We start from the raw sequence: 16,941 nt of genomic DNA on the forward strand, positions 1-16,941 counted from the left end.
ACAGCTACCATTTGCAGCCGGTCCCGGTGATCGTGTCGATGGCCAGCGGGACCAGTAGGATCAGGTTGAGCTTGTCGCCGCTGGAGTACTTTTTCTGACAGTCCGGGCTCTTCGCTTCGTTGATTGCGCGCGACAGTTTGTTGTCGTCGCGAGAGCGCATCTGTTCGGCGGTACGCACGCGTTCCAGTGCGGTTGGCACATGCTCTTTCTCCACCTGCCGGGCCAGGCCGCGCAGCGACTCCATGTCCAGTTTTGCGGTTGGCGCCGATGCCGGTGCCGGCGCCGTTACGCTCTCGGTCGGCGTGGCCGATGCAGCTTGCTCCGACGGTGTGATGATTGTCATCGGCTCAGGCGACGCTGGCATCGCACGCGGCTTGGGGATGCGGGGTGGCCGGACGGCCGGGACGACAATGGGTGGGGGCGCGCTGCGCGCCTGCGGCACCGGCACCGGCACCGGCGCCACGATGAACGCAAACGCGATGTAGTCGACCGGTGTGCTGGCATTGTCGGGGCGGGGACTGGCGTAGTGCAGCAAGGCGAGCACGAACAGCACATGCGCCAGCACGATCAACGCGACGGATCCGGCGCGGCTCCTTGCGCCCTGCTCTTGCATCAGCATGGCATGCTGACGGTTGGCGTCATCACATGATGCCCTTTCCCGCTGCGCCAGTGGTTCCCCTGCACCCATGCCTGCGCGTATGGCACCGAGATCGCCAGGCCGACGAGATCGCGCCAGGTCATGGCGCGTATAACGGGAATAACGTGCATCTGACGCATGGATGGACAATCAAACAAGTAAACCCGTCGATTACATCACGCCCTACCCGGGCCGACAATGCTAGATGGCTGCCAGAACGCAGTTCATGCACCAGGCATGATAGAGAGTCGCATCCAGAAATGACAAAAGCCAGGTTGCCCGCAGTGCGGTCAACCTGGCTTCTTGCAGCATCGGCGGCCAATGCCGCCAACACTTAAATGCGATTACTGCAGTTTGATTTCGACATCGACGCCAGCTGGCAGGTCGAGCTTCATCAGTGCGTCAACGGTCTTGTCGGTTGGGTCCACGATGTCCATCAGACGCTGGTGCGTACGGATTTCGAACTGGTCGCGCGAGGTCTTGTTCACGTGTGGCGAACGCAGCACGTCGAAACGCTGGATACGGGTTGGCAGTGGGACTGGGCCTTTGACGACGGCGCCGGTGCGCTTCGCGGTCTCGACGATTTCCAGGGCCGACTGGTCGATCAGCTTGTAGTCGAATGCTTTCAGGCGAATACGGATTTTCTGGTTAGCGGACATGCGATTTCCTTTAAAAGAACGTTCCGGCTTGGTGCCGGCAATGTGGTCGAGATACTTCGTTACTGCACAAGAGGCGGGAGTATAACATCGTTCCCACCCAAACAGATGGGGACAGACCGAAAAGTCTGTCCCCATCGTTGTGTCAATCAGACTCTCCCGAAAGAGAGCCGATACACCATCTTGCCCTGATTAGTTAGGCAGGATTTTTGCAACAACGCCGGCGCCGACGGTACGGCCGCCTTCGCGGATTGCGAAGCGCAGACCTTCTTCCATCGCGATCGGGTTGATCAGCTTGACGGTGATCGACACGTTGTCGCCTGGCATGACCATTTCTTTGTCTGCTGGCAGCTCGATCGAACCGGTCACGTCAGTCGTACGGAAGTAGAACTGTGGACGATAGTTGTTGAAGAACGGGGTGTGACGGCCGCCTTCGTCTTTCGACAGAACGTAGATCTCGCCGGTGAAGTGGTTGTGCGGCTTGATCGAACCTGGCTTTGCCAGGACCTGACCACGCTGGACATCTTCACGCTTGGTACCGCGCAGCAGCAGGCCGACGTTGTCGCCAGCTTGACCCTGGTCCAGCAGCTTGCGGAACATTTCCACGCCGGTGCAAGTGGTCTTGACGGTGTCGATGATGCCGACGATTTCGATTTCTTCGCCGACTTTGACAACGCCGCGCTCGACACGACCGGTCACAACGGTACCGCGACCCGAGATCGAGAACACGTCTTCCACTGGCATCAGGAACGCGCCATCAACAGCGCGCTCTGGCGTTGGGATGTAGGTGTCCAGTGCTTCGGCCAGACGGGTGATGCATTCTTCACCCATCTCGCCCGGCTTGCCTTCGAGGGCCATACGTGCCGAACCCTTGATGATTGGGACGTCGTCGCCTGGGAACTCGTACTTCGACAGAAGCTCACGCACTTCCATTTCGACCAGTTCCAGCAGTTCTGCGTCGTCGACCAGGTCGCACTTGTTCAGGAACACGATGATGTATGGAACGCCAACTTGACGGGCCAGCAGGATGTGCTCGCGGGTCTGTGGCATTGGGCCGTCAGCAGCCGAGCACACCAGGATCGCGCCGTCCATCTGCGCAGCACCGGTAATCATGTTCTTGATGTAGTCGGCGTGGCCTGGGCAGTCAACGTGTGCGTAGTGACGGTTTTCGGTCTCGTACTCAACGTGCGCGGTGTTGATGGTGATGCCGCGTGCTTTTTCTTCCGGTGCCGCATCGATCTGATCGTAGGCCTTGGCTTCACCGCCGAATTTCTTCGACAGGACGGTTGCGATAGCAGCCGTCAGGGTGGTTTTGCCGTGGTCAACGTGACCGATGGTGCCGACGTTGACGTGCGGCTTGGTCCGTTCGAATTTACCTTTTGCCATTTCCAGATTCCTTTAAAGAAACGATATGTTCTGTTTAAAGGGAGACAGGACGTCCCGTCTCCCTTGAATTGCTTGTATTGCTGATTACTTCGACTTGGCAGTGACGATAGCGTCAATCACGTGCTTAGGCGCTTCCGAATAGTGCTTGAATTCCATCGTGTAGGTCGCACGGCCCTGGGTCGCCGAACGCAGCGAGGTCGAGTAACCAAACATTTCCGACAGTGGCACTTCGGCTTTGATGATCTTGCCGCCGCCGCCTGGAATTTCGTCCATGCCCTGCACCATACCGCGACGCGACGACAGATCGCCCATCACGTTACCGGCGTAGTCTTCCGGCGTTTCGACTTCGACCGACATCATCGGCTCGAGGATGACAGGGTTGGCTTTACGGCAGCCGTCCTTGAATGCCATCGAACCGGCCATGCGGAACGCGTTTTCGTTCGAGTCGACGTCGTGGTACGAACCGAAGGTCAGGGTGACTTTGACGTCAACCACTGGGTAACCGGCCAGCACGCCCGAGGTCAGGGTTTCGCGCACACCTTTTTCGACTGCAGGGATGTATTCGCGTGGAACCACACCGCCCTTGATCGCGTCGATGAACTCGAAGCCTTTGCCCGGCTCTTGCGGCTCGATCGACAGGACTGCGTGACCGTACTGACCACGACCGCCCGACTGCTTGACGAACTTGCCTTCGACGTCGGTGACTGCCTTGCGGATCGTTTCGCGGTACGCAACCTGTGGCTTGCCGACGGTTGCTTCCACGTTGAATTCGCGCTTCATGCGGTCAACGATAATTTCCAGGTGCAGCTCGCCCATACCACCGATGATGGTCTGGCCCGATTCTTCATCGGTACGCACGCGGAACGATGGATCTTCCTGTGCCAGGCGGTTCAGTGCCAGGCCCATTTTTTCCTGGTCGGCCTTGGTTTTTGGCTCGACTGCCTGCTGAATCACCGGCTCAGGGAAGACCATCTTTTCCAGCGTGATGATCGACGATGGATCGCACAGGGTTTCGCCCGTGGTTGCATCTTTCAGGCCGACCGCAGCGGCGATGTCGCCGGCGTGGACTTCCTTGATTTCTTCGCGCTGGTTTGCATGCATCTGCAGAATACGACCAAGACGTTCTTTCTTGTTCTTGATCGGATTGTAGACGGTGTCGCCCGACTTGATCGTGCCCGAGTAGACGCGGAAGAAGATCAGCTGACCAACGAACGGGTCGGTCATGATCTTGAATGCCAGCGCCGAGAATTTCTCGTCGTCCTTGGCTTCACGCACCACTGGCTCGTCGTCTTCGTCCATACCCTTGACTGGCGGGATGTCGATTGGCGATGGCAGGTATTCGATCACGCCGTCGAGCATGGCTTGCACGCCCTTGTTCTTGAACGCGGTACCGCACATCATCGGGACGATTTCCGACGCGATGGTACGCTGGCGCAGAGCGGCCTTGATCTCTTCTTCCGAGAGGTCGCCTTCTTCCAGGTACTTGTTCATCAGCTCTTCGGTCGCTTCAGCAGCGGTCTCGACGAGCTTTTCACGCCATTCGTTGGCTTCGTCCTGCAGTTCTGCAGGGATGTCGCGGTAGTCGAACTTCATGCCCTGCGACGCGTCGTCCCAGTACACGGCCTTCATCTTGACCAGATCGACCACGCCCAGGAAGTTCTCTTCGGCGCCGATCGGGATCTGCAGCGGAATCGGGTTTGCCTTCAGGCGAGCACGCATCTGCTCATAGACCTTGAAGAAGTTCGCGCCGGTACGGTCCATCTTGTTGACGAAGGCCAGACGTGGAACTTTGTACTTGTTAGCCTGACGCCACACGGTTTCCGACTGTGGCTGCACGCCGCCGACTGCGCAGTAAACCATGCAGGCGCCGTCGAGCACGCGCATCGAGCGTTCGACTTCAATCGTGAAGTCAACGTGGCCCGGGGTGTCGATGATGTTGATGTGGTGCGGGGCGAAGTTGTTAGCCATACCGCTCCAGAAGCAGGTCGTCGCTGCCGAAGTAATGGTAATGCCGCGCTCTTGCTCTTGCTCCATCCAGTCCATCGTCGCTGCGCCATCGTGCACTTCGCCGATTTTGTGGTTGACGCCCGTGTAGAACAGGACGCGCTCGGTGGTGGTGGTTTTACCAGCATCGATGTGAGCCGAAATACCGATGTTGCGGTAGCGCTCGATGGGGGTCTTGCGTGCCATAATTTTTCCTAAATCTTTGAATGGACAAAACCGAGCATCATCTTGATGATCAAAATGAGCCCGGCCTGAACAACAGATACTACGGGGACGTTAGCACAAGGAAATAATCCCCCTACCTTCGCCCTTTTGCTTAGAAGCGGAAGTGCGAGAACGCCTTGTTCGCTTCTGCCATACGGTGCACTTCGTCACGACGCTTCATCGCGCCGCCGCGGCCTTCAGCCGCTTCCAGCAGTTCACCACCCAGACGTTGCGGCATGGATTTTTCGCTGCGCTTGTTTGCGGCTTCGCGCAACCAACGCATGGACAGCGCCATACGACGAACCGGACGAACTTCCACTGGCACCTGGTAGTTGGCGCCACCGACACGGCGGGACTTGACTTCCACCAGCGGCTTAGCGTTGTTGATCGCGGTCGTGAACACTTCCAGCGGGTCTTTGCCCGACTTGGATTGAATGTGTTCGAATGCACCGTAGATGATGTTTTCTGCAACCGACTTTTTGCCGGACAGCATCAGAACGTTGACGAATTTGGCGACATCCTGGTTACCGAATTTTGGATCCGGCAGGATTTCGCGCTTGGGTACTTCACGACGACGTGGCATTTCGATTCCTTCATGTCTTCAGTTGAGTGCACGCTGTGCACTCGCGAAAGGCCCTCTTGACCCTTCACTTACTCGGCCTTGCGGCCGGCTCAACTTATCTAATTAATGTGACGTGTCTGTGACACGACCATAGAATTACTTCTTGGCAGCCTTGGCACGCTTCGCGCCGTACTTCGAGCGAGCTTGCTTACGGTCTTTGACGCCCTGGGTATCCAGTGCACCGCGAACCATGTGGTAACGCACACCTGGCAAGTCTTTAACACGACCGCCGCGCAGCAGCACGACACTGTGTTCTTGCAGGTTGTGGCCTTCACCGCCGATGTACGAAATGACTTCGAAACCGTTGGTCAGACGCACTTTGGCGACTTTACGCAGCGCCGAGTTTGGCTTCTTAGGCGTGGTGGTGTACACACGGGTGCACACGCCGCGCTTTTGCGGGCAGTTTTCCAGTGCCGGCGACTTGCTCTTCACAACCGCAGCTTCACGCGGTTTGCGAATCAGTTGATTGATGGTTGGCATCGTTCCTAATCCAACAAAGTACTACTCATTAATGACCCGAACCTGCAACGTGCTGATCCGGGGACTGAAACCTAGTCCCGATGACAATGACAAAGACAGGCGACGAAAGCCACTCGGCAAATGGAGCGGCTGCGAATGCGTATACGATGTGCAGAATAAATCGAGAACCTGCGAGTATAGACGCATTGTGATGATGGGTCAACCAGTTTGCTGATTTTGCAGGCAGTCGTTCGCCGTCTTGACGCAGACCGTGGTCGATGTGGCATCACTGCTACAACTCGGCGTGGCGGGCGATCTCGACAAACGCATCCAGGTAGGTGGTGCCGGCGTCGACTTCGCGCGTACCCAGGAAAATCTGCTTGAACACACCCGCCTCCCCCAGCCGCACGGGCGCCACCGGCATGCGGCCCGCGTACTCCTCGACCAGCCAGCGCGGCAGCGCCGCCACGCCGCGGCCACTGGCCACCATCTGCAGCATGATGTCGGTGGTCTCGATCGCCTTGCGCTCGCGCGGCGCGCAGCCGGCCGGCACGAAGAACTGGTTGTAGATGTCGAGCCGCTCGATATCGACCGGGTACGTGATCAGCACTTCGTCCGACAAGTCGCGCGGCGCCGCATGCGCGCGCCCCGCCAGCGGATGGCCGCTGTGCACCACCAGCACCTGCTCGAAGTCGAACACCGGCACGAAGCGCAGCCCCGGCTTGAACAGCGGATCGGGCGTGACGAGCAAGTCGATCTCATAGCCGAGCAGCGCCTTCAAACCGCCGAACTGAAAACGCTGCCTGACGTCGACATCGACCTCGGGCCAGGCCGCCAGATAGGGCTCAACCACTTTCAGCAGCCACTGGTAGCAGGGATGGCACTCCATCCCGATGCGCAGCGACCCGCGCTCGCCACGCGCGTAGGCCAGCATCTGGCCTTCAGCGTGTTCGAGCTGCGGCAGCACCCGCTCGGCCAGCGCCAGCAGCGCGTGGCCGGCCTGGGTCAGGCGCAGCGAGCGGCCCTCGCGCGTCCACACCGGCGTGCCCAGCCCCACTTCGAGCTTCTTGACCGCGTGGCTCAGCGCCGACTGGGTCAGGCACAACACGTCGGCAGCCGCGGTCAGCGAACCGCGGCGATCGACCTCGCGGATGATGGACAGGTGAATGCGTTCGATCATGGGCAGGCGCAGAATGGATGGATAGGCGTGTTTATATGGTCGGGCAAGCCATCAAGGGGCGGCCGCGCCGCCCTGCTGCAGAAAGTCGACGATCGACTTCACCAGCAACGGCGACACCGGCAAGCTCGGATCGCCATAGCTGGCCACCTGCAGTTCCGGCACGGCGCGCACGTGCTTGAACACGTGGTTCATACCCGGAATGATCGCGAGCTTCGCTCCTTTACTGGCGCCGTGCAGCCGGTTGGCCTGCACCACGTCCACCTGGATATCGGTATTACCCTGCACGACCAGCACCGGCATCGTCAGCTCCGCGATGCGCTGCGCCGGCACATACTTGAACCACGAGATCAGATACGGCTGCACGCTGGGCCGGAACAGCGTCGCCAGCGCCGGCGGGACCGGATCGACGACCACGCCGCTTTCCAGCGACACCAGAATGCGTTCGCTTTCCTTCTCCAGCTCGGGCGGCAGCTTGCCTTCGAGCTGCTTGCGCATCAGCGTCGACGCGCCATCGGCAATGCCGGCAATCGACACGAACGCCGCCGCATTGGCTTGCTGCGCCGCGAGCATGCCGATCAGCGAGCCTTCGCTGTGCCCGATCACGGCCACCGACGCGAAGCGCGGATCGGCCTTGAGCCGGGCGATCCAGGCCGCTGCATCGTCGACGAACATCTCGAAGCGCAGCGCCGATTCGGCAGAACCGGCCGCATGGCTGCCACCGATGCCGCGCTTGTCGTAGCGGACCGTCGCGATGCCGGCATCGGCCAGCCCGGCGGCCAGCAGCTTGAGACTGTCGTTGCGACCCGGGATCAGCGAGCTGTTGCCGTCACGGTCGGTCGGCCCCGAACCGGCGATCAGCAAGGCCACGCGCGGCTTGTCGGCGCCTGCTGGCAGTTCGAGCGTGCCGGCCAGTTGCCCGGTCGGCGTGTCGAGCGTGATCGGTGTCTCGGCCGCATGCGCGTGGGCGGCGATCCCACCAGCAAGCAGCAGCAGGCTGCAAAGTCGAACGGCAAATGTGGCGGACATGGCATCTCTCATGAAAGGTTGACCCGGACGATTCAGGCCGCAACGGCGACAATACCCTGCTCACGGCAAAATTCGATGATGCGCTGCAGCGCGGCCTCGGCCTCGTGCTCTTCCAGGCCGATGCCGAAGTGGTAGCGATGGGTGGCGGTGTCGATCTCGATGCGGCCCTGGCCAAACCCCAGCGCATCCCATTTGCCTTCCGGCGTCCATGCCTCATGTTTGGGCAACAGGCGCACGGCGCGGATCTCATGGACCATGAGCGCCAGCGGCACCGACGATGGCAAGCTGCCTTCGCGCGCGATGTACAACGCATCCTGGAACACGAAATTGCGGTACAGCGCCCACGCCGCCAGCAGCATGATGACCAGCGCGCACACGGTCAGCAGCATGAAGCCGAACGACGGATCGTGGTGCCAGCCGTTGCCAAGGCCGGCCGCCACGACCCAGACGAAGATCACCGACATGAACGCCGGGAAGCCCCGTTTCTGGGTGGGACAAACGATATGCAGGGTGGGACTGGGGCGCATTCCTCTTCTTCGGCAGCGACAATAACCGCGCACGATACCATTTTTGCGGCAGTGCAGCGAATTCAGACGCCCTGCAGGCGTCCCGCGAACCAGCCCAGCTCCCCGGCCAGCGCAGCGCGGATCGGCCCCGGGGTGAGCCCCGTCCAGCGCTTGAACGAGCGCCGGAAGTTGGCCACATCATGAAAGCCCAGGTGCCGCGCTACCGCGTCATTGTCGGCCCCCCCGGCCTGGAACAGCCACAGCGCCACGTGCGTGCGCACCGCGTCGAGCTCCCCCTGAAAATGGGTGTGGTGACGCAGCAGCTGGCGCTTGAAGGTGGCCGGGCTGACGCCGAAGTCGCCCGCCGTGCGCTCGAGCGTGGGCGCCTCGCGCACGTGCGCCAGCAGGTAGTCATAAAGCGCCGCCAGCAAGCCGGGTGCCTCCCGCGGCTCCAGTTCGGCCGCCTGATGCGCCAGGCGCGCCGCCATCTCGCTGGCACGCGGCCATGGCCGGTCGAGCCAGCCGGATGGCAGCAGCATCGCGTCGAGCTGGCAGCCGAAACGCAGTTCGGCGCCAAGATGAACATGATGCTGCTCGATGTGGCGCGGCGCGCCCCGATTGAAGCAGAAACGCCACGGCAGGCGCTCGCCGCCCAGCCAGCGGCACAGCGCCACCACGGCCGTCATGTGCATCTCGACCAGCGCCGGCCGCAGGCTGGGCGCGCCATACGCATCGACCCAGTACAGCAGCGCCACATCGTCCCAGGTCTCGAAGCGCGGGCGCAGCAGCGGCGTCAGGCCCGCATGGAAGCGGCACAGCGTCTGCAGCAGCGTGCGCAGGTTCGGCGCCTGCGCCAGCGCGTGGCTGGCGGCGCCGTCGTGCCCTGGCAGCAGTTGCTGGCCCAGCATGAAGCTCGTGTCCGGGCTGTCCAGCAGGCGCAGGGTGTTCGCCAGCTGCTGCAGGTACTGGCCAGGGGTCGTTGCGCTGTCCGCGCCCGGATCGCATCCGCGCAACAGTTCGGCGTCAAGCGCATCGCGTGAGCGGCCGTATTCCAGCGCCAGCGCGCTGTGCCGGCGCGCCGCGGGCGAGGCTGCCGTGGCGGCCTGCCAGGCGATCACACGGGGTCCATCTGATGATCCATCTGGCGGTCCATCTGCCGACACAGCGCGCCAAGGAGCGCATCGGGCGCGCCGCGCGCCGGCGCGCAGCCATGGCGCAGCGTGATGTGTACCCGGCCACCTGCTGCGTGATGACGCATCGCCGACACCATGCGGCACAGATGGTCGGCCGCAGCGCGCGCCTCAGGCTCGGCCAGGCCCGGCATCAGCACGGCGAAACGGTCGCCCGCATAACGACACAGCAGGTCGTCGTTGCGCAGGTTCAGCAGCAGCATGTGGGCGACAGCCTGCAGCACGCGGTCGCCCTCGGGCTGGCCGTGCTCGCGGTTGATGCGGTGGAAGGCGTCGATATCGAACAGCACCAGCGAGCCAACGCCGTCCGTCCGTTTGCTCTCGATGTGCAGTTGCGCGCGCAGGTAGGCCGCGTCGGCCAGCTGGGTGATGCGGTCGAATGGCCGGTGATTGCGAAACAGCCTTTCGCGCTTGCGCATGTGGTCCGACAGCGTGGCCTGCTCGCGCCGCCAGTACACCATGCCCGCGGTCAGCACCAGCATCCCCAGTGGCAGCAGCGCCTCCAGCATGTTGTCCCATAGCGCAGCCTTCTCGACATCGAACACTTCATCCAGGCAGTCGGCCCACGACCCCAGCATGATGCAGGCCAGGCCACCGGCCAGCAGGCGCGTGACCACGCCGTCCGGCCGGCTGGTCAGGACGAGCCCGCACCACAGCGCTGCCAGCAGGGCCGTGCCGCCCTCGCTGGCGATGTCCACCAGATCCCATGCTGCAAGCGGGATGGCCGGACCGGCGCCGGTAAACAGGAACACGACGGCGCCGAGCAGGCCGGCGATCAACAGAGCTTGGCGGATCAGGGGAGACATGGGCGGCGTGGTCAGGGAAGATCGCGGGAACATAGCGCACCCAGATGACCGCCAGATGACAGGATGGCAAAACTGTGGCGTCACGGCACAGGGTCGAAACAGCTCACCTTGACCTGCCCTGCGCATCCCGGCGCGGCGCCTGTCCCATGGTGTCGCCAGAACCGGCAGGGTCAATTCGGCTCAAACACCCCATGCACCGCGCCAGATACCGGATGGCGACCGATCGTGGTCACCGATCGGTCACATTCAGGCACCAGAATCCGCCGCATCCCAACCGATTGGACTTTCCCCCATGCGCCACTTTGCCCTCCCTGCCCTGACCGCAGGCCTGCTGGCCGCTGCCGGTGTGCACGCCGCCGAACCGGCCAGCGTGATCGTCACCGGTCAGCGCGCCAGCCTGGCGCGCGCCATCGCCGCCCAGGAGCAGGCCGACAACATCGTCAGTGTCGTCAGCAGCGACGACATCGGCCACCTGCCGGACAAGAACGCGGCCGAGGCGCTGGCGCGCATGCCGGGCGTCTCGGTCCAGCGCGACCAGGGCGAAGGCCGCTATGTCGTGGTGCGCGGCCTGGATGCGGACTACAACAGCGTGACCATCAACGGCGCGCTGGTACCGTCCCCGGAAGCGACGCGCCGCGCAGTGGCGCTGGACGTGCTGCCGGCCGGGATGATCCGCTCGCTCGAAGTGACCAAATCGGCCACGCCGGACCAGGATGCCAATTCGCTTGGCGGCAGTGTCGAGGTCAAGACCTTGTCCGCGTTCGACCTGCCAGGCACATTGCTGAATGTCGGCGCGGCGGTCGGCCACAACACCAACACGAGCCAGAACAGCCCGAGCGCCAACCTGCTGTGGGCCCAGCGCTTCATGGACGGCAAACTGGGCGTGGCCGCTGGCATCTCGGGCGAAAAGCGCAAGTTCGGCTCGGACAACGTGGAAACGGGCGGCGACTGGAACGGCAAGCGCCTGGCCGGCTTCGAGCTGCGCGACTACCTGCCCACGCGTGAACGCCGCGCCGGCGCCATCAACCTCGACTACCGCCCGGACGCCGCGACGAGCTACGCGCTGCGCGGCTTCATCAGCCGCTTCTCGGACGAAGAATCGCGCGACCGCATGACGATCGGCGACTTCGAAGGCAATGAAGACGGTGTGCTCGAAGGTGAAACGGACACCGCCACCGTCGAGCGCCGCCTGCGCCAGCGCAAGTACACGCAAGAGATCCGCTCGCTCACCGGTTCGCTCGATCGCCGCATGGGCCAGTACTGGAAGCTGCACGCCGAAGCGGCGGCCAGCAGCGCCACCGACAAGACGCCGGACGCGATTGCCGATGCGCGCTTCACCAATCTCGAGAGCTTCGATGGCATCGGCTTTACCAATCCCCGCACGCCGCACGTGATTGCGCCCGCCGGCGTGGCCGACGCCGCCAACTACGAACTCGATTCATTCGCGCTCGAACGCGCCTCCGCCAAAGACACGACCCGCCAGCTGCGCCTGGACCTGCAGCGCGACTTCGACGCTGGCGACTGGAACGGCGCCGTCAAGTTCGGCGCCAAGGCCACGCGCCGCGACAAGAAGACCGATACCGAGGCCTGGGAATACGGCAGCGACGACCCGACCGACGACGATTACTTTGGTGCCGGCCCGACCTCGATGAGCGCATTCGTGAATGGCACGCGCCTGAACTACCCGTTCGCCAATCTGGGTTACGCCATTGATCCGGCGCTGGTGCGTGCACGCCTGGCTGGCCTGGCGCGCGACCCGGCCCGCGTGGCCGTCGATTCAGCGCTGGACGACTTCAAGCTGCAGGAAGACATCGACGCCGCCTACCTGCAAACGAGCCTGCGCCGCGGCGCCTGGTCGCTGCTGGCTGGCGTACGGGCCGAGCGCACGCGCTTTACGGCCGATGGCTCGCAAGTGGCCGACGACGTCATCACGCCGCGCTCCGCCAGCCGCTCTTACACGAACTGGCTGCCGGGCGTGCACCTGCGTTTCGATGTCGACCAGGCCACCAGCGTGCGCGCCGCGTGGAGCAACTCGGTCGTGCGCGCCAACTTCGCCCAGCTCGCGCCCGGCGTGAGCCTGGATGGCGACGACGAAGCGACGATCGGCAATCCTGACCTGGCGCCGCTGCGCTCGCACAACCTGGACCTGGGCATCGAGCGCGTGATCGGCGATGGCGTGGTCTCGGCCTATGTCTTCACCAAGGCCATTCGCGACTTCACCTACACCACGGATCTCGCCGGCAGTGGAGAATGGGCTGACTACGCGAGCGCGATCTCGTACAAGAATGGCGACAAGGCGCGCGTGCGCGGCATCGAACTGGCCTGGCAGCAGCCGCTGCGCATGCTGCCGGCGCCGTTCAATGGCCTGCTGGTCGGCATCAACGGCAGCATCACCAACTCGCGCGCCACGATCGACAGCGCCGATGGCGACGGTGGCCGCGCCGCGCGCACGATCCGCATGCCGGGCCAGTCGAACCGCGTCGGCAACGTGATGCTCGGCTACGAAGCCGGTCCGTTCAGCGCGCGCCTGGCAATGAACCACAAGTCGCCGTACCTGCTGGAGCTGGGCGAGGATACGCTGGACGCGACGCAAGACCGCTTCGTCGACACCCAGAAGCAGCTGGACCTGTCGATGTCGTGGAAACTCGACAAGCGCTGGCAGGTCACGTTCGACGCCAGCAACCTGAATAACGAACATTACTATGTGTACCTGGGCGACAAGTCGCGCAATGCACAGCACGAACAATACGGCCGCACCTACAAGATCGGCCTGAAAGCGAGCATCTTCTGATGAACAAGACCGTGTCTCCGATCCTGCAAGCCGTCCTGCTGGCCTGCTCGCTGGCCGCGCCGGCATGGGGCGCCGCACCAACGGTGCCTGCCACGCTGAACGACGCCGAAGAACTGGCCGCGCTGCCCGGCGGCGGCTGGCTGGCCCTGGACAAGCGCGCGCTGCGCCTGATCGGCGCGGACGGCCGCGAGCGCGCCAGCCTGCCATTGCGTGGCGAACGACTCGACCTGCGCCCGCTGGACGGCGGCGCGCTGGCCATCGTCATCGATGCCAACGCCGAACGCGCGCTGCCGGTGCAGATCGACGTCAAGGCCGGCACACTGCGCGCACTGCCCGTGCTGCCGGATACAGGCTTCGGCATCGAGGCGGCCTGCCTGTACCGCGATGCGCAGCAGCTCGACTACGTGTTCCTCGTTGCGAAAGATGGCCAGGCGCAGCAATGGCTGCTGGGTAGCGGCGGTAGCGGGGGTAGTGGCGCCAGCAACGAGCACCGCCTGGTGCGCCGTCTGGCGCTGCCGTCCGGTGTCGAGGTGTGCCGCGTTGACGATGCGCATGGGACGCTGTTCGCGGCCGAGGAAGGCATGGGCCTGTGGGCGTATGGCGCCGATGCCGAAGGCCCGCCGGCCCGCACGCCGGTGGCGCTGCAGGCGCCGCACGGTCGCTTGACGGGTGAACTGACGGCGCTGGCGGTGCTGCCGGGCGGCATGGCCGCGATCGACGACAAGGGCGCCCTGCTGACCTGGAAACGCAACGGCAAGCGCTGGCGCACGCTGCCGCCCCGCCAGCTAGGCGCGCAGCAACTGGTGGCGCTTGCACCGGCGTCCGACAAGCTGGCCGTGCGCACGAAGCAAGGCTGGCAAACCCCGGCGCTGAGCTGGAAAGCCGGCAGCGCGCCGCCCAAACGCCTGCCGATCGTACTGCCCCGCATGCAGACCGAACCCGTCGCGCAGCTGGGCGACGCGGCCGACGATCCGGCGATCTGGGTCCATCCGACCGATCCTGCCAAATCGCGCATCCTGGGCACCAACAAGAAACAGGGCATGCTGGTATATGACCTGCAGGGCCGCCAGACGCAACTGCTCGCTGCCGGTCGCCTGAACAACGTCGACCTGCGCCAGGACGTGCACTTCGGCAGCGAGCGCTTCGACCTGGCCGTGGCCACCCAGCGCGACGAGCAGGCGATGGTGCTGTTTGCGATCGATGCGAACGGCGAACTGCGCGAAGCGGCGCGCCTGCCCACCGGCCTGGGCGACATCTACGGCACCTGCCTGCTGCGCACGCCCGAAGGTGGGCTCGACGCGTTCGTCAACGACAAGGACGGCCGCTACGAGCATTACCAGATCACGCGCAGTGGCGGCCAGTTCGGCGCGAAGCTCGCGCGCACGTTCAAGCTCGCGTCGCAGCCGGAAGGTTGCGTGGCGGATGACCGCAGCGGCCTGCTGTTCGTGGGCGAAGAAGACCGCGGCCTGTGGGTGACGTCGGCGCGCGCCGACCAGCCGGCTACGCTGAAGATGATCATGCCGGTCGGCGAATGGCTGCACGACGATGTCGAAGGCATGGGCATCTACCACGGCGCAAAACGCAGCTATCTGATGGTGTCGAGCCAGGGCAACAACAGCTATGTGGTGTTCGATGCGGCAGCGCCGTTTGCCGTGCGCGGCGCGTTCCGGGTGGGGCTCGATGTGGTCAACGGCATCGATGGCGCGTCCGAGACCGATGGACTCGACGTGACATCGGCCAATCTGGGCGGCCCGTTCGCGCGTGGCATGCTGGTGGTGCACGACGGCTACAAGCGCATGCCGGACGGGGCGCAGAACTACAAGGCCGTGGCGTGGGACGATATCGCCAGGGCGTTGCAGCTGGACTAAGAGCACCTGACAAAACCGTTCGACATACCGCTAACAGATGACCGAGCAGGCAGGTGCAAGGAACGCCTGGAGGATGTCTGCTCGTCGCTTATCTCGTATGCGCAGTCTGCGACAGCGGTGTAGTCAACCCACGGTGCGCTCAACGACCCGCCGCCATCAGCCGAGCCGTTCGCACGCCTCTATGTCATAGCGCGATTCGACCTGCAATGCCCCGTTTACGTCAGCTTTGCAGCTTACCGAGCTGGAAAAGTTACACACTGTTTCGACCGGCAGCTTTCGGCCCAAGCTTTGTAAAAACGCGCGATCGGCGTGTTTTCGGGGGGCCCTTTTACCACTCGCGACGTCGAGAAAACGCCGTAGCAAGCGATCTAAGGGGTCGAGTTTCGTCAAGCCGACGCCTAAATTTTCGTTTTTAAACAGCCTGGACCCAACGCTGACCTTTATAAGGGGCAAAAGCGGTCCAACGTGAATCCTCTCTAGCGACCTCGCCCAGAAGCCAGTGGCTCGTTCCAGGCAAAGCGAATCGAATCGGGAGGAACGCTCGCCACTAAGCTGCGCTATTAAGAGATTATGGACGTCCTGGAGGAAGCGCTGGGAATCAGAGTCTTTTATCCGCCGCTTTTCCAGCACCGTTCTAACCTGATTCATTTGGGTCACAGATCCGAAAGCCGCGAAATTCCTTAACGCAGCCCTGAAGGTTGTGCTCGATGCCTAGTCGCTGCCAAGCGTTTGAACACCGTTCTGCGACAACCATTCATCAAGGTCGGCGACGTCCTCATGCATAAGCAGATACGGTTCCGCCAGTGTCCGTGTGTTGAAGACAAGGATCACTCCTTCTCCAGATATTTTCCAGCCTGCTAAGGGCCGTTGCCATGCACGCGTGGCTTCGTCCGGAGTAATACGGGTGCAAGTTACCGTGCCCGCCGCAAAATCGTATTTAACGTCGAAGGGGACAAGTTTGCGTAGCGGTTCAAGAGTCTGCGCCGCTCTTCGCTTTGCACCAAACCTGAGAATCCAGTGCGGGATTGCTGGTCGAACTGCATCTAAATAATTTCACGAATTACAAAGGACCGCTTCTCGCCGAATCCGGCCGGTTGAGGGAGCATAGCAGGTTGCCAGGTTGAAAAATCAGCAGTCGCTGTGACATGCCGGAACTAACCTGAAACGGACCTCGGTTTCAAACTGCTGCCCGTCTTATTGCACGGTCCCGCTGCCCGATCTTCCACTCGTCGTTCAGCTGCTCCAGGCAGTCTTTGAGCGGCGAACCAGGTGTCGCCCTGATCAGATGCATAAACGACGCGGCAAAATCATAGCAGTCATCACGGCCGAACAATTCGATCACTACCCCAACCTCATTGATTGTTATCGTTTTGCAATGGCTCGGTAAGCGCTTCGATCCCGTAGACCTGAGCGACTTCGGCTTCGTCTTCCTCAGTAATGTTGAGCGCTTGAGAGCGGCTCCGCACGCTGTACTGTGCTCTTCCTGCATTACTGCGGAAACAAGCAACGCACGAACTTTATCTTGGCTCGTCATCAACTGTTCATCTTTCATCCCTAAGCTGATCCTCGCAAGGCTGCAGTTTTCGTGTTTCCCTGACAACCGACC

Annotated in this window: 14 protein-coding genes and 1 pseudogene; 2 read left to right on the forward strand and 13 right to left on the reverse strand. The window is 62.6% G+C overall.

Annotated features, from left to right (window positions below; translation table 11 throughout):
* Nucleotides 1–4: 4 nt before the first annotated feature.
* The 11 genes from AC56LH_RS19665 to AC56LH_RS19715 form a co-directional block, all read right to left on the reverse strand.
* Nucleotides 5–619 carry a hypothetical protein gene (locus tag AC56LH_RS19665; protein ID WP_499648963.1) on the reverse strand — a complete coding sequence of 205 codons (615 nt, stop codon included), beginning with the start codon at nucleotides 617–619 and terminating at the stop codon, nucleotides 5–7.
* A gap of 362 nt (nucleotides 620–981) precedes the next feature.
* Nucleotides 982–1,296, reverse strand: a complete 315-nt coding sequence (rpsJ, locus tag AC56LH_RS19670) for a 30S ribosomal protein S10 (protein ID WP_183554295.1) — start codon at nucleotides 1,294–1,296, stop codon at nucleotides 982–984.
* Nucleotides 1,297–1,485: 189 nt separating this feature from the next.
* A complete protein-coding gene (gene tuf / locus AC56LH_RS19675; protein WP_183554297.1) occupies nucleotides 1,486–2,679 on the reverse strand; it encodes an elongation factor Tu in 1,194 nt (397 codons plus the stop codon).
* An 84-nt stretch (nucleotides 2,680–2,763) separates the two neighbouring features.
* Nucleotides 2,764–4,869 carry an elongation factor G gene (gene fusA, locus AC56LH_RS19680; protein WP_499648965.1) on the reverse strand — a complete coding sequence of 702 codons (2,106 nt, stop codon included), beginning with the start codon at nucleotides 4,867–4,869 and terminating at the stop codon, nucleotides 2,764–2,766.
* A 130-nt stretch (nucleotides 4,870–4,999) separates the two neighbouring features.
* The gene (gene rpsG / locus AC56LH_RS19685; protein WP_183554302.1) at nucleotides 5,000–5,470 is read right to left on the reverse strand and encodes a 30S ribosomal protein S7; all 471 of its coding nucleotides are present in this window, start codon (nucleotides 5,468–5,470) and stop codon (nucleotides 5,000–5,002) included.
* Between the two features lie 135 nt (nucleotides 5,471–5,605).
* Nucleotides 5,606–5,989, reverse strand: a complete 384-nt coding sequence (gene rpsL, locus AC56LH_RS19690; RefSeq protein WP_005663517.1) for a 30S ribosomal protein S12 — start codon at nucleotides 5,987–5,989, stop codon at nucleotides 5,606–5,608.
* A 271-nt stretch (nucleotides 5,990–6,260) separates the two neighbouring features.
* A complete protein-coding gene (locus AC56LH_RS19695) occupies nucleotides 6,261–7,148 on the reverse strand; it encodes a LysR family transcriptional regulator (protein WP_499648967.1) in 888 nt (295 codons plus the stop codon).
* 51 nt (nucleotides 7,149–7,199) lie between these two features.
* Nucleotides 7,200–8,174 carry an alpha/beta hydrolase gene (locus AC56LH_RS19700; protein ID WP_499648969.1) on the reverse strand — a complete coding sequence of 325 codons (975 nt, stop codon included), beginning with the start codon at nucleotides 8,172–8,174 and terminating at the stop codon, nucleotides 7,200–7,202.
* A gap of 32 nt (nucleotides 8,175–8,206) precedes the next feature.
* Nucleotides 8,207–8,701, reverse strand: coding sequence for a hypothetical protein (locus tag AC56LH_RS19705; protein ID WP_499648971.1), 495 nt, complete (start codon nucleotides 8,699–8,701; stop codon nucleotides 8,207–8,209).
* Nucleotides 8,702–8,763: 62 nt separating this feature from the next.
* Complete coding sequence (locus AC56LH_RS19710) at nucleotides 8,764–9,798, reverse strand: AraC family transcriptional regulator (protein WP_499648972.1); 1,035 nt, start codon at nucleotides 9,796–9,798, stop codon at nucleotides 8,764–8,766.
* Nucleotides 9,795–10,676, reverse strand: coding sequence for a GGDEF domain-containing protein (locus AC56LH_RS19715; RefSeq protein ID WP_499648974.1), 882 nt, complete (start codon nucleotides 10,674–10,676; stop codon nucleotides 9,795–9,797). Before AC56LH_RS19715 ends, AC56LH_RS19710 begins: the two co-directional genes overlap by 4 nt.
* Before the next feature lie 292 nt (nucleotides 10,677–10,968).
* Between AC56LH_RS19715 and AC56LH_RS19720 the strand changes: the two genes are divergently transcribed.
* Both AC56LH_RS19720 and AC56LH_RS19725 read left to right on the forward strand, forming a co-directional pair.
* Nucleotides 10,969–13,467 (forward strand): TonB-dependent receptor, encoded by a 2,499-nt coding sequence (locus AC56LH_RS19720; protein ID WP_499648976.1) that lies wholly within the window; start codon nucleotides 10,969–10,971, stop codon nucleotides 13,465–13,467.
* Nucleotides 13,467–15,335 carry a phytase gene (locus AC56LH_RS19725; RefSeq protein ID WP_499648978.1) on the forward strand — a complete coding sequence of 623 codons (1,869 nt, stop codon included), beginning with the start codon at nucleotides 13,467–13,469 and terminating at the stop codon, nucleotides 15,333–15,335. The genes AC56LH_RS19720 and AC56LH_RS19725 overlap by 1 nt, the downstream gene beginning before the upstream one ends.
* Before the next feature lie 30 nt (nucleotides 15,336–15,365).
* Here AC56LH_RS19725 and AC56LH_RS19730 read toward each other — a convergent pair.
* Nucleotides 15,366–15,491: pseudogene (locus AC56LH_RS19730) on the reverse strand (IS5/IS1182 family transposase); the annotation flags it as partial.
* A gap of 1,021 nt (nucleotides 15,492–16,512) precedes the next feature.
* Entirely contained in the window at nucleotides 16,513–16,887 is a 375-nt protein-coding gene (locus tag AC56LH_RS19735) for a hypothetical protein (RefSeq protein ID WP_499648980.1), read from the reverse strand.
* Between the last annotated feature and the right edge of the window lie 54 nt (nucleotides 16,888–16,941).

It is taken from the genome of Telluria sp. LT1R51-2 (assembly GCF_059685775.1).

What these genes read in the sequence shown, in the direction of transcription:
- AC56LH_RS19665 (WP_499648963.1), bottom strand. Translation starts at nt 619, where the DNA reads ATGCTGATGCAAGAGCAGGGCGCAAGGAGCCGCGCCGGATCCGTCGCG.
- rpsJ (WP_183554295.1), bottom strand. Translation starts at nt 1,296, where the DNA reads ATGTCCGCTAACCAGAAAATCCGTATTCGCCTGAAAGCATTCGACTAC.
- tuf (WP_183554297.1), bottom strand. Translation starts at nt 2,679, where the DNA reads ATGGCAAAAGGTAAATTCGAACGGACCAAGCCGCACGTCAACGTCGGC.
- fusA (WP_499648965.1), bottom strand. Translation starts at nt 4,869, where the DNA reads ATGGCACGCAAGACCCCCATCGAGCGCTACCGCAACATCGGTATTTCG.
- rpsG (WP_183554302.1), bottom strand. Translation starts at nt 5,470, where the DNA reads ATGCCACGTCGTCGTGAAGTACCCAAGCGCGAAATCCTGCCGGATCCA.
- rpsL (WP_005663517.1), bottom strand. Translation starts at nt 5,989, where the DNA reads ATGCCAACCATCAATCAACTGATTCGCAAACCGCGTGAAGCTGCGGTT.
- AC56LH_RS19695 (WP_499648967.1), bottom strand. Translation starts at nt 7,148, where the DNA reads ATGATCGAACGCATTCACCTGTCCATCATCCGCGAGGTCGATCGCCGC.
- AC56LH_RS19700 (WP_499648969.1), bottom strand. Translation starts at nt 8,174, where the DNA reads ATGTCCGCCACATTTGCCGTTCGACTTTGCAGCCTGCTGCTGCTTGCT.
- AC56LH_RS19705 (WP_499648971.1), bottom strand. Translation starts at nt 8,701, where the DNA reads ATGCGCCCCAGTCCCACCCTGCATATCGTTTGTCCCACCCAGAAACGG.
- AC56LH_RS19715 (WP_499648974.1), bottom strand. Translation starts at nt 10,676, where the DNA reads ATGTCTCCCCTGATCCGCCAAGCTCTGTTGATCGCCGGCCTGCTCGGC.
- AC56LH_RS19720 (WP_499648976.1), top strand. Translation starts at nt 10,969, where the DNA reads ATGCGCCACTTTGCCCTCCCTGCCCTGACCGCAGGCCTGCTGGCCGCT.
- AC56LH_RS19725 (WP_499648978.1), top strand. Translation starts at nt 13,467, where the DNA reads ATGAACAAGACCGTGTCTCCGATCCTGCAAGCCGTCCTGCTGGCCTGC.
- AC56LH_RS19735 (WP_499648980.1), bottom strand. Translation starts at nt 16,887, where the DNA reads ATGAAAGATGAACAGTTGATGACGAGCCAAGATAAAGTTCGTGCGTTG.